The organism is Bacillus atrophaeus, from assembly GCF_039519175.1.
Lineage (GTDB): Bacteria > Bacillota > Bacilli > Bacillales > Bacillaceae > Bacillus > Bacillus atrophaeus.
The window spans coordinates 2,275,154-2,300,219 of sequence record NZ_CP154443.1; the positions used below are offsets into that span (position 1 = coordinate 2,275,154).

Genomic DNA, 25,066 nt, shown 5'->3' on the forward strand with positions numbered 1-25,066 from the left:
TGAAAAATAGGAGAATTGGACGATGCTCTTTCGAAAGACGTATTTTAAAGTTCTTGTTTTGATTAGTCTTCTTATTTTGTTATTGGCAGTAAACTGTGCGAGTGTCGTGTATGGATATACAGATACATCATGGGGATTGGTCTATCAAGCGTTTACATCTTTTGACGGATCAAACGAACACTTAATCGTGCAAAATGTAAGGCTGCCGCGCGCCCTCGTAGCCACAGCGGTCGGGGCCTCGCTGGCTGTCGCCGGAGCTTTAATGCAGGCGCTGACAAAAAATCCGCTCGCTTCTCCGGGGATTTTCGGAATTAACGCGGGCGCCGGATTTTTCGTGGTCGCCGGTTCATTTTTTCTGCATATCCAATCGCCCCATGCGCTGGGGTGGAGTTCTTTCATTGGCGCAGCCTTTACCGCGGCGATTGTGTATGGAGCTGGCTCATTGGGGAGGGAAGGGTTAACTCCCGTTAAACTGACGCTGGCCGGAGCTGCTATGGCGGCGATGTTTTCCTCTCTGACTCAAGGGTTGCTCGCCGTGAATGAGCTTGAGCTTGAACAGGTGCTTTTCTGGCTCACAGGCTCTGTACAGGGACGCAGTCTCCATTTACTTTTGTTAATGCTGCCTTATGCCGCTGTTGCGCTGATCATCAGTTTCTTCCTCGGACAAAAAATAAATCTGCTGTCAATGGGAGAAGACGTAGCCAAGGGCCTTGGACAAAAAACGGGTCTGTTAAAATTAGTTATGGCGATATGTATCGTTCTGCTTGCCGGTTCGGCAGTTGCGATCGCCGGGCCGATTTCATTCATCGGAATTATCATTCCTCACTTTGCCCGGTTTGTCATCGGGAATGACTACCGCTGGATTTTGCCTTTTAGCGCTGTGCTGGGCGCGATCCTGCTTGTGACCGCAGATATTGGCGCGCGCTATATTATTATGCCGCAGGAGGTTCCGGTCGGTGTGATGACGGCGATTATCGGAATGCCCATCTTTGTTTATATTGCAAGAAGGGGGAAGACTATATGAAACAGATTCGGACGTTTCGCTTCGGCAGCGGAAAAGTCATGACGGCATCCGAAAAAAAAGCCTTGTTCGTCTTCTTGATCTTACTCATCTTGACGGCGGCAACACTGTTGATAAGCGCCGGTCTCGGCCAGCGGTTTATTTCCCCGTGGCAAGTGGCAAAGACGCTGTTTGGGGCAGGCACAACGCTCGATGAAATGATTGTGCAGTCATTCCGTATGCCAAGGATTTTGGTCGCTTTAGTAGCGGGGATCTGTTTGGCCGTTGCCGGCGCGATTTTGCAAGGTCTAGTCCGCAATCCATTGGCTTCTCCTGATATTATCGGAATAACAGGCGGCGCCGCTGTGGCGGTTATGCTTTTTCTCTTGCTCTTTTCAGACAGCAATGATTCGCTGACGGTCAGTCTGTCCTGGCTTCCCGTCGCCGCCTTTATCGGCGCCGCGCTCGTAGGGCTCATCATTTACGTATTAGCGTACAAAAACGGCGCCTCGACCTTCCGCCTCGTGTTGATCGGCATAGGATTTTCCATGTGCGCGCAGGCGATGACGACACTGCTGATGATTAAAGGTCCTATCTACAGGGCGTCTCAAGCCAATGTTTACATTACAGGCTCTGTGTACGGGTCAAACTGGCAGCATGTGAAAGTGGCTGCGGCATTTTCAATTGTACTCTTAGTGATTTGTTTTGTTTCGCTTAAAAATATGAATATACAAGGGCTTGGTGAGGATGTGGCGGCTGGTGCGGGAAGCTCTGTTCAGCGAAACCGTTTTTTTCTGCTGCTGTTAAGTACTGCTCTAACCGGCTGCGCGGTTTCTGTTGCGGGCACCCTCGGTTTTGTAGGTTTAATGGCGCCTCACATTGCAAGGCGGCTTGTCGGTTCGTCGTTTGGCGCGCTCTTGCCTGTATCTGCACTGATCGGCGGTTTGCTTGTCTTGCTGGCTGACATTGTCGGGAGAACGTTCTTTTCCCCGGTGGAAGTCCCGGCTGGCGTCTTCACAGCCGCGATTGGCGCACCTTACTTCATTTATCTGTTATATAAAACAAGAAATAACTGATGCAGAAAACTCATTTTCAGATGAAAATGAGTTTTTTTGTTTTAAAATACTAAATATTCTCATTTCTTGTTTGTTATACTAAAACGTGACATTGAAAGCAGAAAGGGATGGCTTGACATGAGAGAGGCAAAGGTATTGAAATATGAAGCATTTGCGAGCGAACCTAACCAAGGAAATCCGGCGGGAATTGTGTTTGACGGAGACAGCTATTCAGAAGATGATATGCAGAAAATTGCTGAATTGACAGGTTATTCGGAAACCTCCTTTCTATTGAAAAGCGATTCGGCCGATTTAGAAATCCGCTATTTTACACCTGGACACGAAATGAACTTATGCGGACATGCAACCGTCGCCTCATTATTTGCATTGTGCGAAAAAGGCGGTCTTGAAAAGGGGAAGACATATAACATACAAACGAAAGCCGGCATTTTGCCTGTGGAGATTTCAGAAAGGGAGGGGCGTATCCATATTACCCTTGAACAGGCTTCTCCCCAATTTAAAGCTTTTACAGGAGATAAAGAAAAGCTGGCGGCCTCTCTTGGCTTAACAATCAGCGATTTTCATGACGAACTGCCGATTGTTTATGGCAATACGGGGATCTGGACGACAATTGTTCCGTTAAAAACCTTAGATGCTTCAAAAAGAATGAAGCCTAACAACAAACAATTCCCAGACGTTTTAATTGATCTTCCCAAAGCTTCCGTCCATCCATTTACCTTTGAAACGATTCATCCCGATTGCGATTTGCACGGCCGCCATTTCTCCTCGCCTTATTCGGGAACAACGGAAGACCCCGTAACCGGCACAGCTTCCGGCGTGATGGCTGCCTATATGAAAACATACGGCCATTCGGATCAGCAGGTTTTCACAATTGAACAAGGACAAGAGATGGGGAAAGACGGAAAAGTTGAAATTGCTGTCCTTGAAGAAAACCAAGAAATGAAAATAAAAATGACAGGAACCGCCGTATATGCGGAAACTCTGATACTTAACATCTGATTTTAGTTTACAAAAGGCATTCCTTTCCGTTATTATTACTAATGATAATCATTTTCAATTGTATAGGAAGGTGAATCGGCATGCCTCACACCGAACAAATAAATCAACATTCATCCATTCGAGATATTATCCGAAATAGAAGATCAATCAGAAAATTCAAAGCTGAACCAGTTGCTTCAGATATCATGCTGGAGATGCTTGATTCCGCTGTATATGCGCCAAACCACAGACTGACGGAGCCGTGGAGATTTATTTACGTCTCAAGCGAAACAGGTAAAAAAAATCTGGCAAATCAGTATATATCTTTTTTCAAACGAACAAAACCCGACCTGACAGAAGAAAAGGTGCAAAATGTGAAAAACACGCTGAGCGGTGTGCCCGGTTTTCTTCTTGTTGTATGTAAAGTGGATGAAAATGAAAGAGCAAAAGATGACGACTTTGCAGCTGTCAGCTGCCTCATCCAAAATCTTCAGCTCCTTGCCTGGGAAAAAGGGATCGGCATGGTGTGGAAAAGCGGCCCAATCCTTTACGATAAAGAGATGCACAAGGCATTCGGATTGAAGGACGACGAACGCTTTGCCGCTATCATCCAAACCGGCTATCCTGATGAAATGCCGAAAGTCAAAGACCGCACACCTGTGCGCGAGCGGTTTACCGAACTGTAAAAAAACCCCGTCTCAAGAAGAGACGGGGTTTTTGCCGGTTAACGGTTTTTATTTTTCGCCCGGTTGTCAGCGGCTTTCATACGCGCTTGTGCTTCACGGTCTGCTGAATCAGCAAGCTCGCTTGAGTATTCCTCATATACGCCGTCAGCTTCACGTTTATATGCGTCAGGAACTTGAGGAAGTTTTTGTTTGTTTTTATCACGGTTTTTGTGGATATGATTTCTGCCCATTGCACATTCCCCCTGAAAAAAGTGATATCAAACAAACATAGTATCTGCCGCTGACGCGTTTCTATTCAAAGCAAAGTTTATTTGCGTTTGGCAGCTTTTTCTGCTTTTTTAAATTCGCCGGAATAAAGTACTTCCTGCATTTTTTTCAGATTCGCTCCCTGCTGATGTTTCTCCCGCTTCTTTTCCATAAAAGACCCTCCTTTATGATAAACAGTGTATTCTTAGGGTGATGCATTCCTGCTAATTTTATACAGCGTTCCGGTTCTTTAATAGATGGGAGAGTGCAAAGCCGAGATCTGAATAGGTGTAACGGAACCCCTCTACAATGGCTTTTTTAGGCAGAGCGCGCTGTCCTTTCACAATAAGCAGGCTCATTTCGCCCAGTGCTTTTGTTAAAAAGAATTCCGGCACGGGAAGCCAGTGCGGACGGTGTTTAATGCGTGCGATCGCTTTGCCGAACTGTTTCATTTCGACAGGATTTGGTGATGTTACATTGACGGGGCCGGATACGCTGTCATGTTCGATCGCGAAGGAAATCAAGTCGGCCGCATCGCCTACATGGACCCATGACAGCCATTGATCCCCTGAACCGATCGTCCCTCCGGCGAACAGCTTGTATGGCAGCACCATCAGGGGCAGGGCGCCTTTTTCTCCAAGCATGACGCCGAATCTTGCATAAACGGTGCGAATGCCGAGCGCTTCGATCCTCTGTCCTTCGCGCTCCCATACATGCGCCGTATGGCTGAGAAAGTCTTCATTTGATGTGGGGGAATCCTCCGTAAAGGAATCGGTGCCGCTCGTACCGTAAATGCCGACAGCGCTCGCCTGAATGAGGACGTCCGGTTTGTCCGTTTGTTTATGAATAAGCCTTCTCACTTCTCTCGTTGAATCAACGCGGCTGGAGAGAATCTGCTGTTTTGTATCTTCCGTCCAGCGGCCAAAAATGGATTGTCCCGCGAGATTCACCCAGGCGTCAATATGGGGAAGCTCATGTTCAGGCGCAGCGTCCTCAGTCAGCCATTGAACATACGTGATATTTTTTTGTTCAGTTTCTTTCGGTTTTCTTGATAGAATATAGACATGGTGCCCCTGCCGGGTGAAAACACCTGTCAGATGCTGACCGAGAAATCCGGTGCCGCCCGTCATCGCAATATTCATAAACATCTCTCCTCATGATTCTGATAGTTATACTTTACCTCATTTTAATAAAAGAAAACGCCTGACACGGGCGCAAGAAGGGAGATCGGCATGCCGTTTATCACGAAAATCACAACGCAGAAAAAAACGACCGAGCGCTTTAACATTTTTCTCGATAATAAATATGCTTTCAGTGTGGATGCGGACGTACTCGTCAAATTCGACCTGAAAAAAGGAAAAGAACTCGACGACCTTGATATCGTTGAAATTCAATACGGGGATGAAGTAAAGAAAGGCTTTAACCGGGCGCTTGAATTTTTATCATACCGGATGCGCTCAACAAAAGAGGTAACGGACCATTTAAAAAAGAAAGAAATATCTGATCCGGCCATTACAGAAATCATCCATAAGCTGAATGATTATCGCTATCTGAATGATAAAGAGTTCGCAGAAGCTTATGCGAGCACACATAAGAAAACAAATGGAAAGGGACCGGACGTTCTTTATAAAGAGTTAAGGTCAAAGGGGATCGACGATGATACGATCAAAGAGACATTGAGCACATTTTCTTTTGAGGAACAGACAGAAGAGGCGCTGAAGCATATTGGAAAAATCCTAAAAAAAGAAAAAAAGCTCTCTACAAAAGAAATCAAGCAGCGAGCGCAAATGCTTCTGCAGCGAAAGGGCTTCTCCTTCGACGTCATCACAGCGGCGCTTGAGCAGACCGAGTATGCAAACGATGAAGATACAGAAAGGGAAGCGTTACGGCAGCACGCTGAAAAGGCGCTAAGAAAATACCGATATGACGGCTCCTACGAGAGCAAAATGAAGGTAAAACAATATTTATTCAGAAAAGGATTCTCACTGGATATGATTGACCAATTTCTGCAGGAAGAGGAGTAATTACAGAATGGACAAACGATACAGCCAAATGACTGAGCACGAATTGCATACAGAAATTGCCGGACTTTCTGAAAAAGCGAGAAAAGCGGAACAGCTTGGAATCGTAAATGAACTGGCGGTGCTGGAACGGAAAATCACGATGGCAAAAGCATATTTGCTGAAACCGGAAGACTTTTCATCGGGCGAAAGCTACCAGATAGAAGGCTCAGAGGACGAGTTTCATATCAGCTATTTAAACGGAGTGTTTGCATGGGGGTTCCGGAAATCTTCTCCCGAACAGGAAGAGGCCCTGCCGATATCTGTCTTAAAAGAAAAAGGTGAAAGAAGAGGCTGAAAACAGGCCTCTTCTTTTTTTGAAAAAAAGGTGCCGGCACATTAGCTATAATATTTTAGGGAAAAATGATTGAATTCGCCGCTGATATCTTTTAAGATGAAATCTGTTGTTTTTTAAAAAGGAGGCGATTTGCGTTGAGTATCAAAAATAAGCAGGCATCAGTTAAACTGATCATTTTCGTATTAATGATCTGCACCTTTTCGATCGGGTATACCGAATATGCTGTGATGGGTATTTTGACGTCGATTGCCGATGACTTTAACATACATGTATCCTCTGCGGGGCTTCTTGTCACCGCGTATGCGGCAAGCGTCTGTCTGACAGGCCCGCTCGTAACGATTATTTCAGTCAAACTGCCGAGAAAACCTGTGCTTCTCGGATTAATGGGCGTCTTTGTCCTGTCTAACCTGATCAGCGTGTTAGCGCCTAATTTTGCTGTATTGGCTATTTCGAGAATCTTATCAGCTTCGATACACGGTGCCTTCTTTGCTATCGCAATGGTATTTGCAAGTGAAATGGTGCCGCCTGAAAAACGTTCAGCTGCCGCCGCATCCATGAACGGCGGTTTAACAGTAGCCTTAATGCTCGGTGTTCCGTTCGGCTCCTATTTAGGAGATATCATGAATTGGCGATTTGTCTTTGGAATTATTACCATCCTTGGCGCAGTCGGTTTTATCGGACTTATGCTGACTGTTCCGAACCGGAAACCAAAAGTCATTCCGATGCTTATGAATGAATGGGGCGTGTTCAAACAAAAGCAAGTGCTGTATTCGTTTGCGATTACCATTCTGGGTTATTCAGGCGTATTTATCGCTTATACGTTCATTGAACCGATGCTCAGAAATTCAGCAGGATTCGGCACCGTGGGCATCACGGGCGCTTTATTTGCCTACGGGTTAGGCGGAGTCGCAGGAAACTTTTTCGCAGGGAAAGTGCCGCTTCATCTGCTGACACGGACGATGATTGGCGTCATGATCGGCTTAATCGGTGTGCTGTCTGTTTTTCCATACATGGCGGTATATCCGGCAGCGGCCATTTTAGCCACGTTCTTATTCGGGGCTTGCGCGTTCGGCACCCCGCCGCTCTTGCAAACAAAGGTAATATCATCTTCTAATAGCGGAACAACCATCGCCGCAGCTGTCAGCGTATCAGCGTTTAACCTCGCCAATGCGCTTGGAGCGTGGATCGGCGGAATCATCTTAAGTGGAACCGGGTCTTATCACTTGCTGTTTGCCGGCGGAGCGCTGGTGACCGCTCTTGGCCTAGTTCTGTCCACATTCGCGCATTTTTCTGAAAAGAAAAGCATGTATCAATATGAAATCAATAAAAGCTAGACACACAAAAACAGCTGCAGACACCCGCAGCTGTTTTTCCTTATTGTTTACCGGATGCTCTCATTCTTTCTTGAGGATGCGTATTCGTTGATCCGTCGGGGCGCTTTGAAGCAAAGTCATCCTTCGCTTTCGGTTCGCCTTCAAATTTATTGTTGTTTAAGTTAGGAAAGCCTTTTGCTTTGTTCCGTACCATATCATTACCCCCAGTCAAGATCAAAAAGTTGCGTCTCATCATCTGAAGACGTAAGGTTAGTATATGGAGAACAAGCCGTTTTAAAGCGTAATTTTTTTTCTTGGAAGGAGTTTAACGATGAATACATATATTGAGAAGCTGACAAATTTGCTGCTTGAGAAAAATGAGATGCTCAGCTATATACAGGCGAAAACTTGGGTTGAGCTGTTATGGGGAGATTTTGAAGCGACCTATGCCAAAGCAGGACACACTTATAAAGGCGAAGAAATGACGGAGCGGATCGTAAAAGAATGGATTGACCACTACGGCAGCCAGCTCCACATGTTTCAAAGCGCGCGTGAAGATGTGAATGATTATCTGAATCAAAGCAGAGGACTGCTGCATTAAACGAAAAACAAAGACCTGCCGGATGTTTCCGGCGGGTCTTTTCTTATTTATAAGAAAAGAGGTTTAAAACTGAATCAATGGTGGAAATACCTACTATATCTTGTCAATATGCGAGGAGGAACTACATATGAAAATGAAAAAAGCACTGATCGCTTTTACCGCGGCCGCTGGACTGGGATTCACAGCAGCAGGCAATGTTCCTTTTGATGCCGTTCCGACAGCACAAGCAGCATCATCTCACCAAACGAATGTCACAATGCCAACAGATTCATATATGATTAAAGCAGGCGAACTGAACGTCCGAACACAACCCAATCATAAAGGGAAAATTCTCGGCACCTTGAAATCAGAAGACAAAGTGAATGTGAAAGGTTTTGCAGGCGCCGACTGGGCCGAGATTCAATTCAAAGGCCAAAAAGCGTATATATCCACTCATTTCTTAATGAAACAGACAAGCCTCGCAAAAACAGCAAATAAAACAACTTTTTATTCACCGACACCAGAAGTTGGCAAAAAACAAAGCATTTCTTCAGGCACCCAAGTTTCTTTCTTAGGATGGGGATTCAGTGAGAATGGCGGATTTGATTTCAACTGGGCATATGTTGATTATGACGGAGTAAGAGGTTATATTCATACTGACGATTTACAGTTGAATATCAAGTAAAGGCAGACTCAGCGTGTGCACAAACCGAATCAATCGCTAAAACGCGGACTTCCTGATGCCCGCTATCAGCGGCTGCAAGCAAACAAAAGCCAGATCATTTACCATGACCTGGCTTTTTTACAGGAAACCTTTTCCTGACTTCTTTCGTAATACTAAGAAAGGAGAGTGGTGACATGATTGGTTTAATCGGCGGCGGATTAATGGTAATTGCGGGTTTCTTGGTTAAATGCTTCCCGCCTCGGCATATCAACAGCTTGTACGGTTACAGAACAAGGCTTTCAATGTCAGAGGATACGTTATGGAAAGAAGGCAATCGGTACAGCGCAAATGTCATGCTAATCAGCGGATTGTTCGTCATGGGGGCTGGTTTTGTGAGCGACACGATTTTAGGACCGGAAACCGTCATTAATATCATCCTCCAGTTCATTTATCTGCTCACCGCATGTAGTCTGACGTTTTTTGCAACGCAAACTAGGCTGAAAAAGCTGAAACATGGAGGGGAAACAGATGGCAGACATTGAATTTCAATATGTGAAAACAAACGGAGTCACGCTGCATGTAGCTTCAGCAGGACCTAAGGACGGCCCTTTAGTTGTGCTGCTGCACGGGTTCCCGGAATTCTGGTACGGATGGAAGAACCAAATCAAACCGCTGGCAGAAGCGGGCTACCGAGTGATCGTGCCTGATCAGCGAGGATACAATTTGAGTGAAAAACCGGAAGGCATCAGGAATTATATGATCGATACATTAAGAAATGACATCATCGGCCTCATTACCCAGTTCACGCATGACAAAGCGATTGTGATCGGACATGATTGGGGAGGAGCTGTAGCTTGGCATTTGGCAGCCACCCGACCTGAATATGCGGACAGACTGATTGCTGTCAATATGCCTAACCCGACAGTCATGAGAAAGGTAACGCCTGTTTATCCGCCACAGTGGAAAAAAAGCTCCTATATTGCCTTTTTTCAGCTTCCGGATATACCGGAGGCGTCTTTAGAACGGAATGATTATCAAGTATTGGATCAGGCTATCGGCTTAACAAACCGCCCTGAGCTTTTTTCAAGCCGGGATGTAAGCAAGTATAAAGAAGCTTGGAGCCAACCAGGAGCGCTCACATCCATGCTGAACTGGTACAGAGCAATAGGAAAGGGCGGATTAAGGGCACTTCAACCGAAACACACGGTACCTTACAGGCTGATATGGGGGATGGAAGACCGTTTCTTAAGCAGGAAGCTTGCGAAAGAAACCGTCAGACGCTGTCCGAACGGCCATCTCATTTTTGTGGATGAGGCAACACATTGGATCAATCATGAAAAACCTGACATTGTGAACAGGCTGATCCTAGAATTTATAAATAACAACACGTTGTAAAGTCTGTCTCTTTCGCAGACTTTTTTCTTTTTTTCTCATAGATGGTTGAAAACATGACAAAATAACAATAAAACATACGCAAATTGAAATTTTTTAAACAAAATGTAACAAATAATAGGTTTAAACGACTTTTAAAAAAGGAATAGCCTTACTGAAGAATTTGCGTACACCTCCCATAAGGCAATACTTAAAAAAGAATATACCAAAAGAAGGTGCCTTAATGAAACAAGGATTGATTTCAATTATTATCCCGTCCTATAACGAAGGTAACAACGTCAAACTCATTCATGAATCCTTGAAAAAGGAATTCAAAAGCATTCATTATGATTATGAAATTTTCTACATAAACGACGGAAGCAAAGATGACACACTTCAGCAGATCAAAAGTTTGACTCAAATTTGTGACAGAGTCAAATATATTTCCTTTTCCCGGAACTTCGGAAAAGAAGCTGCGATCCTGGCCGGTTTTGAGCATGTTCAGGGCGAGGCTGTCATTGTCATGGATGCGGATTTACAGCATCCGACGCATTTGCTGCATGAATTTATTAAAGGCTATGAGGAAGGGTATGACCAAGTGATTGCCCAACGAAACAGGAAAGGGGATAATCCGGTCCGCTCCGCACTTTCATCGCTTTACTATAAATTTATAAACAAAGCGGTGGAAGTGGATTTGCGGGATGGTGTCGGTGATTTTCGCCTGCTGAGCCGCCAGGCGGTCGATTCTTTGCTGAAATTAAGTGAAGGCAACCGCTTCTCGAAAGGGCTGTTTTGCTGGATCGGCTTTGATCAGAAAATCGTTTTTTACGAAAATGTCGAACGAAAAAACGGTACATCCAAATGGTCATTCAGCAATCTCTTTAACTACGGAATGGACGGTGTCGTATCTTTTAACAACAAACCGCTGCGCATTTGCTTTTATACGGGAATCTTTATTTTGCTGCTATCCATTGTTTATATCATCAGCACGTTCGTCAAAATCATGACAAACGGCGTGGCAGTGCCGGGTTATTTCACCATTATTTCAGCCGTTTTGTTTCTCGGGGGCATTCAGTTGTTAAGCCTTGGGATCATCGGAGAATATATCGGCAGAATCTATTATGAAACGAAAAAAAGACCGCATTATTTAATTCAAGAAGCGAATATCCCTAATGGAGATCAAAATGAAACAAATTGAAGTAAATAAAGAGACAAAAAAGAAGCATCAACATTCCGCACTGAAAGTAATGAACAAGAGACGGCAGTGCTCTTTTTGTATGCCCGGCTTTTATGGCTGGAAGGATGTGGCAGTGAAATGAAAAAAGCATATCTGATTGCTGCAAGCCTGCTCATTTCGATTTGCGCCCACGCTTTTTTCCTTAAAGAATGGGCTGAGGGCCGATATATGACAGGACCGGGAGACGGTCTTGCACAAATGATCGTCTTCAAAAAAATGCTTTTTGAACAATACATGCAAGGCAATTTTTTTTATAATTATTCATTTGGACTTGGCGGCGGAGTCTACAGTCAGCTTGGCTATTATTTTTCTGTTTCCTTTCTATTTATCCTGACTTCTGCCATCGTCCGAATTCTTCAGCTTGTCCATCTGGCGGGGGAAGCTGATACGCTGTTTTGGGCGCAGGCGGCCGTTTTTATCAGCATTGCAAAGCTCAGCCTTATTATATTTACTGCCGCCGGTGTGTTGCGTTATCTCGTGAAACATACAGGAGCGGCTTTTGTCGGGGCCGTATTATATGGGGTATCCATTATTTATTTTCGCCATGAAGCATACTGGGAGTTTTTTACCGACACGATGATATGGCTTCCGCTTCTCGTCTACGGAGCCGAAAAAATCATCAGGGAACGCCGGCCTGCGTGGTTTATCGCAGCCTGCGCGCTGACTTTAATCAATAACTTTTACTTCGCATATATGAATCTGATCTTTATCGGCATTTACATTCTATTCAGATGGCTGATCAGGCTTGAAGAAGGCGAGATTAAAAAACTCGCCCAATTTAAAATGTTTATGATCTCAGGCCTGATTTCTTTTGGCATCAGCGCGGCAGCCTTTGTTCCTGTTGTATACGGATATTTACATAACCTTCGCCCGCCGTACAGCGGGCAGATTGAGTGGTTCGATTTCTCAGACAATATTTTATTTTCAAGCCGAATTATCGTGCTTCCCGCGATTTTTCTGCTGTTTCTGTTTACGTTCTCCTTGTACAGAAATCGTGTATTTCGCCTATTTGCCGGGCTCAGCCTGCTTTTCATCATGTTTCATTACAGTCCTTATGCCGCAAGTGTCTTTAACGGCTTTTCAGCTCCTCAATACAGGTTTGAATATGTGTTGTCCTTTACCCTTGCAGGAGCTGTCGCTGCAGGTTTGTCCCAGCTGTCTGAGGTAAGATGGAAGGAAATGCTGGGAGCGAGCGTCATCGCCATCCTGTTTTACTGGTACAATGAGCACCGGCACGGGCTTGATCTGACAAAACCGGCATATACCTGTGTCATCCTGCTCTTATTTCTGACAATTGCTGCCCTTTTCGTGTCAAAGCTGACTTTTAAAAAGTCACGTCTCACCGTATATGCAGTGATTGTCCTGTCAGCTGTGCTGATTGCCAACATCTATCAAAAATATGTGTTGTCAGAAGGAGGAGGCCTTCAAACCGTTTCAAACACCTATTTAACAAGCACAGAGTATAAAGGCGAAGAGCAAATGGAGCTCATCGGCCGCCTGCAATCAAAAGATACCGATCCTTTAGCCAGGTTGGATTGGATGAATGGCGTCCGCAATAATACGCCCATCATGTATGGATTTAACGGATTTAGCGCTTATTCCAGCATTTTGAACCAGAATCTCCTGTCTTTTTATTGGAATGATCTCAATATAGATATGGGGAGGGAAAGTGTCAGCCGTTACGCATCAATGGGAGGCAGAGCGAATTTGTACAGCCTGCTATACGGAAAGTACTTCATGACGGAAAAAACGAACACAGCCAATGTCCCTTACGGCTTTACAAAAATAATGGAATCAAAACATTACGCTGTCTATCAAAACCAACATGTGCTTCCGTTCGTGAAGACCGCCGGCCAGGTGTACAATGAAACAGATTTTGACGGGTCTCCGGCGCTTGTGAAAGAACAGGCGATGTTACGGGGAATTGTCATAAAAGATCCTTCAGGAAAAACTGAGAAACCGCCGAAGCTGAACAATTTGATCTCACATTCAAACATTACAGCAAAGCATGCGGAATATAAAACCGGACAGCTGACGGTAATGGAATCAACCGGACAACTGATCATCACGCCGGAATCTCCGTCAAAACAACCGGGCGATTACTATCTCAGTTTCTATTTGAAAAGCAAGGCGAAGGACAAAGGCTTTACGTTGAAAGTGAATGATTATGTAACAACAAGAAAATCAAACAAATCCATTTATAAAACCGGAGTAAACGACCTCACCATCAGAGTGCCGAAAACAAACCAAATCACAATCGAGCTGCCGAAAGGAACCTATGAGCTTAAGCGCTTTACGCTCTATGAAGAAACCTATCAAACCTTAAAAGCCGCTGCCGAAAAAGAAAAAGAAGAACAGCCGGCTAAAATAGACTGGAACAAAAATAAACTCAACATCACATATCAAAATAAGGAAAATGCTCGATATATCAAGCTACCAATCCCGTATGAGAAAGGCTGGGAGCTGAAGATCAACGGGAAAAAACAGCCGGTGGAACAAGCTGATTATTCCTTTATCGGTTTCCGCGCCCAAAAAGGGGAGAACCGTATTGAGTTGGCCTACTATCCTCCCTATTTTAAACCGGCTGCAGCCGTCACTTTGGTCAGTCTGGCCATTGCTTGTTTTTATATCAGGAAACGAAAAAAGCCCGGCTCTAAATAGAGCCGAGCTTTAATTTTTTCTGAAGCTTTTCTTCGCTGAATATCCACCCTGTGTAAGACGATTTAAGCTCAAGATCATGGGTGAGGTGAACGATTGCGACAAACGGATAGTGCCCTTTGCTGCGATAGCGGAGATCAATAAACCGGACCTCATAATGGTCCTTGTATGTGTCAACCTCCCACCTGTACACAGGTGAAAACGATAGGAACGCAGCGATGTTTTCATCCTGCTGCGCGGCCTTCATGACATCTGTTTCAGGCACGGGAACCCGGTTGAACGTATCAAGTATAACGACATGGCCGTCTAGGCTTCTGCCGACATAAAACGCATGGGCGGTCGTAACCGCAATCCGCCATTGTCTGAATTTCATCGTCGGCGATATAATAATGGTTTCGATGTCCTCGTCAATCAGCTCCCGCAGCCTTCTTTTAATCCTCAGCTGCATGATAATCCTGACACCGTAATAACCGATCAGTACAGCATATAAAATCAAGAAGGTTATACCGGGATGACCGCCGACATACCAAACGGCAATCGCCGCCAGATGACTGATGAAAATAAATGGATCAAACGTATTAATTAAACCGAGAGCTACCCACTTTTTTGAAAAAGGCCGGATTGCCTGTGTTCCATATGCATTGAATATATCAACGAAAACATGCAGCACAACGGCCAGCAGCGTCCACAGCCACAAGTGAAGAAAATTTCCATGATGATAAAACAACATCAATATCCCCGGAATCGCTACTGACCAGAACAAAACAGCGGGAATTGAATGGGTGAAACCTCTGTGGTTTCTTATATAAACGGCATTATTCTTCAGCTTTAACACTGTGTCAATATCGGGAGCCTGAGAGCCCGCAAGCGTTGCGATCATAGCGGCGTGAGCCATCGAAGTATCCGTGCCGATGACCGGGTCCAGGGTCGCAATACCGCCGAGCGCGATGCCCATGACAACATGAGTGCCAGTATCCATTGGTGACCTCCTTGCAGGTAAAATCGTATAGCCTGCACATACACATTAAAGATATTCCCCATTTTACATTTGCCAAATCATAAAACAGACTTGTTCTCATATGTTTCCGCTTTTTCTTTATCTATATTTAATGTAACATATTATCGTACTGTGCCCTAAGTGTACAACAAAAAACAGTCTTAAGAAAAGCGGGGCGCGATTGAGGCAACGAAAGACCGAGGAGAAACTCAAATGAACGCACTTGAAGAAAAACTACAACAAAAAGATATAGACATGTTTCGTGATGATTTAATTACATGGTTTGAAAGAGAACAAAGAATTCTGCCGTGGAGAGAAGATCAAGATCCGTATAAGGTGTGGGTATCAGAAGTAATGCTGCAGCAAACAAGGGTAGAAACGGTTATCCCTTACTTTCTGCGGTTTGTTGAGCAGTTTCCCAACGTCGAAGCATTGGCGGAGGCCGATGAAGAAAAAGTTCTTAAAGCATGGGAAGGGCTTGGGTATTACTCGCGAGTCAGAAATCTGCAAAGCGCCGTAAAAGAAGTGCAGCAGCAGTACGGGGGGACCGTCCCTTCTACGGAAAAGGAATTCGGCGGCTTAAAAGGAGTCGGGCCTTATACAAAAGGGGCTGTGCTCAGCATTGCCTATAATAAACCGATACCTGCAGTTGACGGAAACGTAATGCGCGTGATGTCCAGAATCCTTTCCATCTGGGATGATATTGCCAAACCAAAAACGAGAACCATTTTCGAGCAAGCGGTTCATGCATTTATTTCTAAAGAAAAACCATCTGAATTTAATCAAGGGCTGATGGAGCTCGGAGCAATCATCTGCACACCGAAGTCGCCGTCCTGCCTGCTGTGCCCGGTGCAGAAGCATTGCTCAGCCTTTGCGGAAGGCTCTGAACGAGAACTTCCCGTCAAAAGCAAAAAGAAAAAACCGGGGATCAAGACAATGGCGGCGGTTGTCCTGACTGATGATCAAGGAAATATATATATCCATAAACGCCCGTCAAAAGGCCTGCTTGCCAACCTGTGGGAATTCCCGAATGTTGAAACACAAAAAGGAATCAAAACAGAACGCGACCAGCTTGTCTTATTTTTAGAAAATGAAATGGGGATAAATGCGGAGATTGACGAATTACAAGGTGTTGTCGAGCACGTTTTCACCCATCTTGTCTGGAATATTTCTGTATTTTTCGGTAAAGTAAAACAAGTGTCGGACAGCACACGTCTGAAAAAAGTAACCAAAGAACAGCTTGAGGAATTCGCATTTCCCGTCTCTCATCAAAAAATATGGAAAATGGCTGTTGAGGCAGCCGAGTAGCATATAAACCGACTGCCTTAAGCCTTAATCATAACTGATGCGTGTGCCGTGGCTGTAATCTGCTTCATTTCGTTTCAGTCCGCCGCGCGCTTCAATTTCTTGATTTAATTCACGATATTTTGATTGGCCTTCTTCATTCAAATAAGGCATAATTTGTTGGAAGGCATGATGAAAATAAGAGAGCTCACTGTTTTTCCAATCTTTTTTGGATATCATACTAAGTTCGCCCATATCACGTCCGACATACATAACAGAAGACCCCCTTTTTCGTTCTTATCATTATTATTTGTGGAAATGAAAGAACTATACACAACAAGGAGATGAGGAAAAAATGGAACAAAATAAATGTGCGCTTGTTACAGGAAGCAGCCGCGGCGTCGGAAAAGCAGCCGCAATAAGACTTGCTGAGCAGGGCTATAACATCGTTATTAACTATGCACGAAGCAAAAAAGCGGCGTTAGAAACTGCTGAGGAAATTGAAAAGCTCGGCGTTAAAGTGCTTGTTGTCAAAGCGAATGTCGGACAGCCTGCAAAAATAAAAGAAATGTTTCAGCAAATTGATGAAACATTCGGCAGACTTGATGTTTTTATTAACAACGCGGCGTCAGGCGTATTAAGACCTGTCATGGAGCTTGAAGAAACCCATTGGGACTGGACGATGAACATTAATGCGAAAGCATTGCTTTTCTGCGCCCAGGAAGCGGCCAAGCTTATGGAAAGAAACGGAGGCGGGCATATTGTCAGCATCAGTTCATTAGGGTCCATCCGTTATCTTGAAAACTATACGACAGTCGGCGTGTCAAAAGCCGCTCTTGAAGCATTAACACGCTATCTGGCGGTCGAGCTTTCTCAAAAACAGATTATCGTCAATGCGGTTTCCGGCGGAGCGATTGATACGGATGCACTTAAGCATTTTCCAAACAGGGAAGACCTATTGGAGGACGCGCGCCAAAATACGCCTGCCGGACGAATGGTCGACATTAAAGACATGGTAGATACCGTTGAATTTTTAGTTTCTTCAAAAGCGGATATGATCCGCGGGCAGACTATCATCGTCGATGGCGGACGTTCTCTGCTCGTTTAAAATTTTTTCCGAAATATGAATAGCCCGTTTATCTCCTGCACATTCTAATTGTCGTGGAGGTGATAAACATGGCTAACTCAAACAACAAAACAAACGCTCAACAAGTAAGAAAACAAAACCAACAATCAGCATCTGGCCAAGGTCAGTTTGGTACAGAATTTGCTAGCGAAACAAACGTACAACAAGTAAGAAAACAAAACCAACAATCAGCTGCTGGACAAGGACAATTCGGCACTGAATTCGCTAGTGAAACTGATGCTCAGCAAGTAAGACAGCAAAACCAATCTGCTGAACAAAACAAACAACAAAACAGCTAATCACTGAAACAGAAAAAAAGCACTTCATCCTCGGGTGGAAGTGCTTTTTTCTTTTTATAAAACGACAAAACTTGTGAAAGCTCAACATAAAGAGTCAAAGGGATTTATTCAGCAAAATAGAAATCATACTGTATGGAAAACCATATACCCTGCACCATGCATGAAGGAGGAACCGGATGTCAGAATTTGAAAAACTGGTAAGCGAACAAATGAAGATTATGGATAAGCTTCTCGACCTGCAGGCAGAGCTTGACCGGTGCAAACAAGTTGAATCAGAACTCCGGCATTTGGAACGGGATGCAAGGCTGCACATCATTCAGGAGGAGATTGCGATAAAACGAAAAGATCTGGCTGACATACAGAGTGTATTTCAAAAGCAGACCGAACAGGTTATTCGCTCCTATCGCAGATCAGAAAAACCGTCTTCTTATGTGTAGCGCTTAAAATGTGCCATTCCGACACCGGAATGGTTCTTTTATTTTCATTTTTTAATTTGTAACGTTATAATAGGTAAAAGACGTTGTCATAAAGGAAATTTGGACATACTAACCGCAGGGCTTTATAGAAAGTAGGGGAGAAAAATGGGCTATCCCAAGGAAGGAGAAACCATTCAAATTCACAGCTATAAGCATAACGGGCTGATTCATAGAATTTGGAATGAAACGACGATTTTAAAAAGTACAGAAATGTGTGTCATCGGCGCAAATGACCGGACGATGGTGACAGAATCAGATGGCCGGACATGGGTGACAAGGGAGCCCGCAATCTGTTATTTCCATGCGCGACAATGGTTTAATGTCATCGGGATGCTGAGAGAAGACGGAGTTCACTATTATTGCAATATCAGTTCGCCGTTTGCCTATGATGACGAAGCGATTAAATATATTGATTATGATTTGGATGTCAAAGTATTTCCTGATATGACTTATAATATTCTTGATGAAGACGAGTACGATGACCATCGAAAATTAATGAATTATCCAAAAGAAATCGACAGTATTTTGAGAGAATATCTGAACACGCTGCTGCATTGGATTCACCAGCGAAAAGGGCCGTTTGCTCCAGAATTTGTAGATATGTGGTATGAACGGTTTCTGCGTTATACAAAATAATTCTTAATGAAAAACCTGTTGGGGGTGCAACAGGTTTTTCACATGGGCTCGCACATCATGATAAAGAGAGAGGGGGATGAAGTGTGGGTGTTATTAAACGCTATATGCATTTTGTAAAACCTTATAAGAAGCAGATTGTCATTACAGTATTAATCGGAATCGTGAAGTTTTCTATTCCTCTTGCTCTCCCGCTCCTGCTGAAATATGTCGTGGATGATATTATTCAGGGGGGCGGCAGCGCCCACGATAAAACAACATCATTGGTTACGATTATGGCTGTAATGTTTGCCATATTTTTAGTGCTCCGGCCTCCTGTTGAGTATTATCGGCAATATTTTGCCCAGTGGACAGGCAGCAAAGTGCTCTATGATATTAGGGCGAAGCTGTTTGACCATATTCAGAAGCTGAGTCTGCGTTTTTACGCCAATACGAGAACGGGTGAAGTCATTTCCCGGGTTATAAACGATGTGGAACAAACAAAGGATTTTGTCATTACCGGTTTAATGAATATCTGGCTCGACATGCTGACGATTTTGATTGTCATTTGTGTCATGCTTACCCTGGATATCAAATTGACGCTCATATCCATTGTGTTGTTTCCGTTATACGGTATATCGGTTAAGTATTTCTACGGACGGCTGAGAAAGCTGACAAGGGAAAGATCCCAAGCGCTTGCCCAAGTTCAAGGCCACTTGCATGAACGGATTCAAGGCATGCCGGTGATCAGAAGCTTTGCGATAGAAGACCATGAACAAGAGAACTTTAACGAAAAGAACGGACATTTTTTAGATAAAGCAATCAGTCATACCAATTGGAACGCGAAAACCTTCGCTGTCGTCAACACCATTACAGATCTGGCGCCCCTCATCGTCATTGCGTTTGCAGGATACTTTGTCATAAACGGCCCGCTCACTGTAGGAACAATGGTTGCATTTGTCGGGTATATTGACAGAATGTACAATCCCGTGAGAAGGCTGATCAATTCTTCCACCACATTGACACAGTCGATCGCATCCATGGACAGGGTGTTTGAATTTATTGACGAACCATATGAACTGACAGATAAACCGAATGCTAAAAAAGCAAATCACATTAAAGGCGAAGTAGAATTCCAAAATGTTTCTTTCCAATATGAGAAAGAAAAAGAGGATATACTGACTGATGTGACCCTGAAGGTGAATAAGGGAGAAACCATAGCCCTCGTAGGAATGAGCGGCGGCGGAAAATCAACGCTCGTCAGCCTGATTCCGCGGTTTTATGATGTATCAGGCGGGAGCCTGCTGATTGATGGTACCGATATCCGGGACTATGAGGCGAGAAGTCTGCGGAATCAGGTGGGAATGGTGCTTCAGGATACGTTTTTATTCAGTGAAACGATTCGGGAAAACATTGCCATCGGCCAGCCGGATGCTAAGCTTGAAGACATTATCGAAGCCGCAAAAGCCGCCAATGCCCATGAATTTATTATGAATTTCCCTGAAGGGTATGAAACGAAAGTCGGGGAAAGAGGAGTCAAGCTGTCAGGCGGACAAAAGCAGCGGATCTCAATAGCGCGGGTCTTTTTGAAAAATCCGCCTCTCTTAATATTGGATGAAGCTACCTCTGCGCTTGATCTCGAAAGCGAGCATTATATCCAGGAAGCCATGGAAAAACTGGCAAGGGACCGCACGACATTCATCGTCGCCCACAGGTTGTCTACCATTACACACGCTGATAAAATCGTCGTGATGGAAAATGGAACGATTATCGAAACCGGCACCCATGACGAACTGATGAAGCGGGACAGCCATTACAAACACTTATTTACCATCCAAAATTTAAACTGACATGTAAAACTGATATCGCTCCTGCGATATCAGTTTTTTTCGTACAAAAAAACCCGGTTAATGAAACCGGGCTACTCCTCTGTCTCCAACTCACTGTCTTCCGGATGATAGGTCTGAAAGCTTGTGATTAATGTTTCTAAATGTTCAAGCTGTTCACGATACTCCACCGCGCTTGCCATAATATTAAGCATATTATAATCAAGCAGTTCATCCTCAGCGTTTTGCTGGTTTTTTAAAAATGATCTTGTTAAAAGCTGTTTGTACTGTATGCCTTCTTCCTCAAAATCATCGTGCGGCTTAACTTTGCCGACAAACCGCATCAAAATCCGTTCATGCCAATGAAGCAAGTAATCAATCTCTTCTGTCAAAGTCGTCTGAAACTCCTCAGGCATGTGATAGATTTCGTTTTCGAGCCTGTGCAGTTTCTTTAATGTATCCAATGCTCGATTGGCTGTAATAATGGCTTGCCTGAATAGGACGAGCTTTCTCGATTTTACATATGTCGTTTTTTTAAAGTAGCTTCTTTCTTCTTTATATAGAAGGTATGTCTGATCGAGTTTAATCATTTTTTCCTTAAGCTTTTCGATATCCTCTTTCAAAATAGAATGCTCCGTTGACTGACGCATCGTCAGCCTGATCCATTTCATGATTTCATCGGTGTTCTCCACAGTATTATTGATCAGCTTGGTCTCATACTTAGGCGGGAGAAACACCAGATTGACGATAAAAGAACAGAGAACTCCCAGAATGACTGTGCCGGTTCTAATCAGGGCAAATGTTAAAAAATCGCCTCCGGCAGTTTCTAAAATCGCAATAACTGTAACGAGCGCGATTGAAATCGTGTGTTCAATTTTAAGCTTTAACATAATGGTAATGACAATAACTGCTGTCAGTCCGATCATAATCGGGCTGGGACCAAAAATAAGGCCGAATAGGGTGGCGATGACAGCGCCGATGATATTTGCCTGAACCTGATCAATAATAATAAGAAAAGACCGGTAAATAGACGGCTGGATCGCAAATATCGCTGCAATCCCGGCAAAAATCGGCGAAGGAATTCCGATCCACGAAGCTACATAAAGAGCAAGCGTAATCGCTATCCCTGTTTTTAAAATGCGGGCACCAAGTTTCATTAGTTTGTGCGTGCATTCCTTTCTATAATAAATTGTTTTACATAGCAAATGTATAACACTTAAAATCCCCTGTCAGTTTATTTGCTAAACAATAAAGTAATATACAGGGATCATACCAAATATTCAAGGTCTTTTTTGAGAAAAGACCAATATCTTACACATTGTTTCTGAAAATAAGAAAAAACAGGAGCGAAAGCCGCTCCTGCATGTCTAGTGTCTTTACTTCTTTAATTGTTTAAAGGCATCTTCAACAGCTGCTAGAGTATTCTTAATATCCTGCTCTGTATGGGCTGTTGTAATAAACCATGCTTCATATTTAGAAGGTGCGAGATTGATGCCGCGTTCAAGCATGAGTTTGAAGAACGTTGCGAATGTTTCTCCGTCTGTTTGTTCCGCTTGCTCATAATTTTCCACTTTTTCATCAGTAAAGTAAACGGTAAGCGCGCCTTTCAGACGATTGACTGTGATTGTAATGCCATGTGTTTCAGCATGTGCGAGTATGCCTTCTTCCAGCATTGCGCCGAGCTGATCAAGCTTTTCGTAAACGCCTTCCTCTTTCAGAACTTCAAGACATGCAATACCTGATAGGATCGAAGCGGGATTTCCTGCCATCGTTCCGGCCTGATAAGCCGGACCGAGCGGAGCGACTTGCTCCATAATTTCTTTTTTGCCCCCGTAAGCCCCGATAGGAAGACCGCCGCCAATGATTTTTCCAAGCGCGGTTAAATCAGGCTTAACCTGCAGAAGATCCTGCGCGCCGCCGTACATAAAACGGAACGCCGTAATGACCTCATCGTAAATAACAAGTGCGCCCGCATCGTGCGTCAGTTCATTTACCTTTTCTAAAAATCCTTCCTTAGGCTCGACGATTCCGAAATTGCCGACAATCGGTTCAACGAGGACTGCTGCAATCTCGCTGCCCCATTTATCAAGCGCCTCTTTGTAGCTTTCAATATCATTAAAAGGAACCGTGATGACTTCGCTGGCAATGCTTTTTGGAACTCCGGCCGAATCAGGGGTGCCGAGAGTGGATGGACCGGACCCGGCAGCCACAAGTACAAGATCCGAATGACCATGGTAGCAGCCTGCGAATTTAATGATTTTTGTTCTGCCGGTATAAGCCCGGGCCACCCGAATCGTCGTCATTACTGCTTCCGTCCCTGAATTGACAAACCGCACCTTATCCATCGCCGGAATCGCTTCCTTCAGCATTTTGGCAAAGGTAACTTCATGAGCTGTCGGCGTCCCGTATAATACGCCGTTTTCCGCTGCTTTCTTGATGGCTTCCGTAATATGCGGATGGGCGTGCCCGGTAATAATCGGACCGTATGCCGCCAAGTAATCAATATATTGATTTCCGTCCACATCCCAGAAGTAAGCGCCGTTAGCTTTCTCCATGGCGACCGGAGAGCCTCCGCCTACCGCTTTATAAGATCGGGAAGGGCTGTTTACGCCTCCGACAATATGCTCTAGGGCTTCATTATGAAGTTCAACTGATTTCGTATACAAAAATAATACCTCCTATATCTCCTTGCGTCATTTCTATTGTAGCATGCTTCAAAACGAGCACAACGGTTCAAGGTCCGGCAAATAGAAAAACGGTGAGGGAGGGTAAGAGTTGTAATCTGCTATGGAATTGGATACGCTTATTAAAAACACCTTGGAGGTAAAGAAAATGGCTGTAGAAATCGGACAAGAAACACCGGACATTGAATTAAAGGGTGACAATGGTGAAAAGGTAAGATTATCGGACTTTAAAGGAAAATACATCGTCCTTTATTTTTATCCGAAAGATATGACGCCGGGATGCACCACTGAAGCATGTGATTTCCGTGACCATCATGAAAGCTTTGCAGAGCTTGATGCTGTCATTATCGGCGTAAGCCCTGACAGCGAAGAAAAGCATGGAAAGTTCAAGGAAAAGCATGGTATTCCTTTTCTGCTGCTAGTTGATGATGAAAACAAGCTGGCAGAAGCGTTTGGCGTCTGGAAGCTTAAGAAAAACTTTGGTAAAGAATATATGGGGATTGAGCGGTCAACCTTTATAATTGACAAAGAAGGACGGCTGATTAAAGAATGGAGAAAAGTGAAGGTGAAAGATCACGTAGCTGAAGCGCTTCAAGCGCTGAAAGAAGTTTCAGCAAAATAAAAAGCGCAGGGAAGCCTGGCCTGCCGTAAAGCTGGTCTTTTGTATCTTTTATCCTGATTATAATTGACAAAGAATCATAAAAAGAGTTACACTAATTATAAACATTATAATGTAAGAATCTTTTTTAGAAGAGAGGTGCATGACGGATGGCTGCACATGAACTAAAAGAAGCCTTAGAAACGTTGAAGGAAACTGGGGTTCGCATTACTCCTCAACGTCATGCGATTTTGGAATATCTCGTGGATTCTATGGCTCATCCAACAGCGGACGATATATATAAAGCTCTGGAAGGGAAATTCCCTAATATGAGCGTAGCGACGGTATACAACAATTTACGCGTGTTCCGGGAGTCGGGTCTTGTGAAAGAATTGACGTATGGCGATGCTTCAAGCAGATTCGATTTTGTGACTTCAGACCATTACCACGCCATTTGCGAAAAGTGCGGTAAGATCGTTGATTTTCACTATCCGGGTCTTGATGAAGTGGAGCAGCTCGCTGCACATGTGACCGGCTTTAAAGTAAGCCACCACCGTTTAGAGATCTACGGCGTCTGCCAAGAATGCCTGAAAAAAGAAAACCATTAAAATAAGCTGACCGTGTCAAAGCGGCCAGCTTATTTTATTTGGCGTTTCTTTTGCTGTTATAAGACTCGTTGAAAGCCTTGCCTTCAAGATTCTTGTCTAATGTAAGCGGCTCTCTGCAATGCATGCACATATCGACTCTTCCTAAAATCTTTGTTTCTTTCTCGCAAGCAGGGCACACCACCCGGACTGCCTTCGTTGAAAGCATGCCGATCCAAAAATAAACGACAGTGCTGAGCCCGATGGACAAAAGCCCGAGTAACATAAATAAGCTCGCAAGCAGCACAGACTCCTTAAAGAAAATCCCGATGTACATAATGATAAACCCAACGAAAACCAAACTTAACGCAAACGTTCTGATTTTATTAATTTTGCTGGAGTATTTCGCCATG

Annotated in this window: 30 protein-coding genes; 21 read left to right on the forward strand and 9 right to left on the reverse strand. The window is 44.2% G+C overall.

What is annotated here, in order from left to right; genetic code table 11:
* The first annotated feature begins 22 nt into the window (after nt 1–22).
* From AAHT65_RS11385 to AAHT65_RS11400, 4 genes are all read left to right on the forward strand, one after another.
* Nucleotides 23–1,024 carry a FecCD family ABC transporter permease gene (locus AAHT65_RS11385; protein ID WP_010788000.1) on the forward strand — a complete coding sequence of 334 codons (1,002 nt, stop codon included), beginning with the start codon at nt 23–25 and terminating at the stop codon, nt 1,022–1,024.
* Entirely contained in the window at nt 1,021–2,076 is a 1,056-nt protein-coding gene (locus tag AAHT65_RS11390) for a FecCD family ABC transporter permease (RefSeq protein ID WP_390841146.1), read from the forward strand. The genes AAHT65_RS11385 and AAHT65_RS11390 overlap by 4 nt, the downstream gene beginning before the upstream one ends.
* 117 nt (nt 2,077–2,193) lie before the next feature.
* Complete coding sequence (locus AAHT65_RS11395) at nt 2,194–3,075, forward strand: PhzF family phenazine biosynthesis isomerase (RefSeq protein WP_063638875.1); 882 nt, start codon at nt 2,194–2,196, stop codon at nt 3,073–3,075.
* Nucleotides 3,076–3,155: 80 nt separating this feature from the next.
* The gene (locus AAHT65_RS11400) at nt 3,156–3,740 is read left to right on the forward strand and encodes a nitroreductase family protein (protein ID WP_061573406.1); all 585 of its coding nucleotides are present in this window, start codon (nt 3,156–3,158) and stop codon (nt 3,738–3,740) included.
* 38 nt (nt 3,741–3,778) lie between these two features.
* Here the strand turns inward: AAHT65_RS11400 and AAHT65_RS11405 are convergent, their stop codons facing one another.
* The 3 genes from AAHT65_RS11405 to AAHT65_RS11415 all read right to left on the reverse strand — a co-directional run bounded on the left by AAHT65_RS11405 (nt 3,779) and on the right by AAHT65_RS11415 (nt 5,128).
* Nucleotides 3,779–3,970, reverse strand: a complete 192-nt coding sequence (locus tag AAHT65_RS11405) for a YfhD family protein (protein ID WP_004430587.1) — start codon at nt 3,968–3,970, stop codon at nt 3,779–3,781.
* A gap of 77 nt (nt 3,971–4,047) precedes the next feature.
* On the reverse strand, nt 4,048–4,158 hold the full coding sequence (locus tag AAHT65_RS11410) for a YfhE family protein (RefSeq protein WP_003223230.1): 111 nt from the start codon (nt 4,156–4,158) through the stop codon (nt 4,048–4,050).
* 58 nt (nt 4,159–4,216) lie between these two features.
* Entirely contained in the window at nt 4,217–5,128 is a 912-nt protein-coding gene (locus AAHT65_RS11415; RefSeq protein WP_327854321.1) for a TIGR01777 family oxidoreductase, read from the reverse strand.
* Nucleotides 5,129–5,218: 90 nt separating this feature from the next.
* On the opposite strand from AAHT65_RS11415, the gene recX reads away from it, so the two are divergent.
* From recX to AAHT65_RS11430, 3 genes are all read left to right on the forward strand, one after another.
* Nucleotides 5,219–6,010, forward strand: coding sequence for a recombination regulator RecX (gene recX, locus AAHT65_RS11420; RefSeq protein WP_004430590.1), 792 nt, complete (start codon nt 5,219–5,221; stop codon nt 6,008–6,010).
* A gap of 7 nt (nt 6,011–6,017) precedes the next feature.
* On the forward strand, nt 6,018–6,344 hold the full coding sequence (locus tag AAHT65_RS11425; RefSeq protein WP_063638873.1) for a YfhH family protein: 327 nt from the start codon (nt 6,018–6,020) through the stop codon (nt 6,342–6,344).
* Between the two features lie 134 nt (nt 6,345–6,478).
* Nucleotides 6,479–7,678, forward strand: coding sequence for an MFS transporter (locus tag AAHT65_RS11430; RefSeq protein WP_343310257.1), 1,200 nt, complete (start codon nt 6,479–6,481; stop codon nt 7,676–7,678).
* A gap of 40 nt (nt 7,679–7,718) precedes the next feature.
* Here the strand turns inward: AAHT65_RS11430 and AAHT65_RS11435 are convergent, their stop codons facing one another.
* Nucleotides 7,719–7,871, reverse strand: a complete 153-nt coding sequence (locus tag AAHT65_RS11435) for a small, acid-soluble spore protein K (RefSeq protein WP_004430596.1) — start codon at nt 7,869–7,871, stop codon at nt 7,719–7,721.
* Between the two features lie 117 nt (nt 7,872–7,988).
* Here AAHT65_RS11435 and AAHT65_RS11440 point away from each other — a divergent pair, with 117 nt between their 5' ends.
* From AAHT65_RS11440 to AAHT65_RS11465, 6 genes are all read left to right on the forward strand, one after another.
* Nucleotides 7,989–8,258, forward strand: coding sequence for a YfhJ family protein (locus AAHT65_RS11440; protein ID WP_004430597.1), 270 nt, complete (start codon nt 7,989–7,991; stop codon nt 8,256–8,258).
* Nucleotides 8,259–8,385: 127 nt separating this feature from the next.
* Nucleotides 8,386–8,922, forward strand: coding sequence for an SH3 domain-containing protein (locus tag AAHT65_RS11445; RefSeq protein ID WP_010788007.1), 537 nt, complete (start codon nt 8,386–8,388; stop codon nt 8,920–8,922).
* A 173-nt stretch (nt 8,923–9,095) separates the two neighbouring features.
* Nucleotides 9,096–9,443, forward strand: a complete 348-nt coding sequence (locus tag AAHT65_RS11450; RefSeq protein WP_010788008.1) for an SdpI family protein — start codon at nt 9,096–9,098, stop codon at nt 9,441–9,443.
* Entirely contained in the window at nt 9,430–10,296 is an 867-nt protein-coding gene (locus AAHT65_RS11455) for an alpha/beta fold hydrolase (protein ID WP_106273468.1), read from the forward strand. Before AAHT65_RS11450 ends, AAHT65_RS11455 begins: the two co-directional genes overlap by 14 nt.
* 220 nt (nt 10,297–10,516) lie before the next feature.
* Nucleotides 10,517–11,470, forward strand: a complete 954-nt coding sequence (locus AAHT65_RS11460; protein WP_063638870.1) for a glycosyltransferase family 2 protein — start codon at nt 10,517–10,519, stop codon at nt 11,468–11,470.
* 117 nt (nt 11,471–11,587) lie between these two features.
* Nucleotides 11,588–14,170, forward strand: coding sequence for a YfhO family protein (locus AAHT65_RS11465; RefSeq protein WP_343310258.1), 2,583 nt, complete (start codon nt 11,588–11,590; stop codon nt 14,168–14,170).
* Here the strand turns inward: AAHT65_RS11465 and AAHT65_RS11470 are convergent.
* On the reverse strand, nt 14,163–15,146 hold the full coding sequence (locus AAHT65_RS11470; protein ID WP_010788012.1) for a metal-dependent hydrolase: 984 nt from the start codon (nt 15,144–15,146) through the stop codon (nt 14,163–14,165). The genes AAHT65_RS11465 and AAHT65_RS11470 overlap by 8 nt on opposite strands.
* 231 nt (nt 15,147–15,377) lie before the next feature.
* Here AAHT65_RS11470 and mutY point away from each other — a divergent pair, with 231 nt between their 5' ends.
* Entirely contained in the window at nt 15,378–16,472 is a 1,095-nt protein-coding gene (gene mutY / locus AAHT65_RS11475) for an A/G-specific adenine glycosylase (protein ID WP_268481592.1), read from the forward strand.
* Between the two features lie 24 nt (nt 16,473–16,496).
* Here the strand turns inward: mutY and AAHT65_RS11480 are convergent, their stop codons facing one another.
* The gene (locus AAHT65_RS11480; protein ID WP_004430607.1) at nt 16,497–16,721 is read right to left on the reverse strand and encodes a hypothetical protein; all 225 of its coding nucleotides are present in this window, start codon (nt 16,719–16,721) and stop codon (nt 16,497–16,499) included.
* A gap of 82 nt (nt 16,722–16,803) precedes the next feature.
* On the opposite strand from AAHT65_RS11480, the gene fabL reads away from it, so the two are divergent.
* The 5 genes from fabL to AAHT65_RS11505 all read left to right on the forward strand — a co-directional run bounded on the left by fabL (nt 16,804) and on the right by AAHT65_RS11505 (nt 20,811).
* Nucleotides 16,804–17,556, forward strand: a complete 753-nt coding sequence (gene fabL, locus AAHT65_RS11485; RefSeq protein WP_004430608.1) for an enoyl-[acyl-carrier-protein] reductase FabL — start codon at nt 16,804–16,806, stop codon at nt 17,554–17,556.
* 68 nt (nt 17,557–17,624) lie between these two features.
* Complete coding sequence (locus AAHT65_RS11490; protein ID WP_004430614.1) at nt 17,625–17,873, forward strand: gamma-type small acid-soluble spore protein; 249 nt, start codon at nt 17,625–17,627, stop codon at nt 17,871–17,873.
* Between the two features lie 176 nt (nt 17,874–18,049).
* The gene (locus tag AAHT65_RS11495) at nt 18,050–18,310 is read left to right on the forward strand and encodes a YgaB family protein (protein WP_010788016.1); all 261 of its coding nucleotides are present in this window, start codon (nt 18,050–18,052) and stop codon (nt 18,308–18,310) included.
* Between the two features lie 144 nt (nt 18,311–18,454).
* The gene (ntdP, locus tag AAHT65_RS11500) at nt 18,455–18,985 is read left to right on the forward strand and encodes a nucleoside tri-diphosphate phosphatase (protein ID WP_004430623.1); all 531 of its coding nucleotides are present in this window, start codon (nt 18,455–18,457) and stop codon (nt 18,983–18,985) included.
* Between the two features lie 83 nt (nt 18,986–19,068).
* Complete coding sequence (locus AAHT65_RS11505) at nt 19,069–20,811, forward strand: ABC transporter ATP-binding protein (RefSeq protein ID WP_013390444.1); 1,743 nt, start codon at nt 19,069–19,071, stop codon at nt 20,809–20,811.
* 71 nt (nt 20,812–20,882) lie between these two features.
* Here the strand turns inward: AAHT65_RS11505 and AAHT65_RS11510 are convergent, their stop codons facing one another.
* Entirely contained in the window at nt 20,883–21,944 is a 1,062-nt protein-coding gene (locus tag AAHT65_RS11510; RefSeq protein WP_004430628.1) for an FUSC family protein, read from the reverse strand.
* A 219-nt stretch (nt 21,945–22,163) separates the two neighbouring features.
* The gene (locus AAHT65_RS11515; protein WP_013390445.1) at nt 22,164–23,453 is read right to left on the reverse strand and encodes a glutamate-1-semialdehyde 2,1-aminomutase; all 1,290 of its coding nucleotides are present in this window, start codon (nt 23,451–23,453) and stop codon (nt 22,164–22,166) included.
* 166 nt (nt 23,454–23,619) lie between these two features.
* On the opposite strand from AAHT65_RS11515, the gene bcp reads away from it, so the two are divergent.
* Both bcp and perR read left to right on the forward strand, forming a co-directional pair.
* Nucleotides 23,620–24,093 (forward strand): thioredoxin-dependent thiol peroxidase, encoded by a 474-nt coding sequence (bcp, locus tag AAHT65_RS11520; protein WP_035175036.1) that lies wholly within the window; start codon nt 23,620–23,622, stop codon nt 24,091–24,093.
* Nucleotides 24,094–24,239: 146 nt separating this feature from the next.
* A complete protein-coding gene (gene perR / locus AAHT65_RS11525) occupies nt 24,240–24,677 on the forward strand; it encodes a peroxide-responsive transcriptional repressor PerR (protein ID WP_004430646.1) in 438 nt (145 codons plus the stop codon).
* Nucleotides 24,678–24,711: 34 nt separating this feature from the next.
* Here perR and AAHT65_RS11530 read toward each other — a convergent pair whose 3' ends face one another.
* A complete protein-coding gene (locus AAHT65_RS11530; protein WP_106273474.1) occupies nt 24,712–25,065 on the reverse strand; it encodes a YgzB family protein in 354 nt (117 codons plus the stop codon).
* Nucleotide 25,066: the final 1 nt, after the last annotated feature.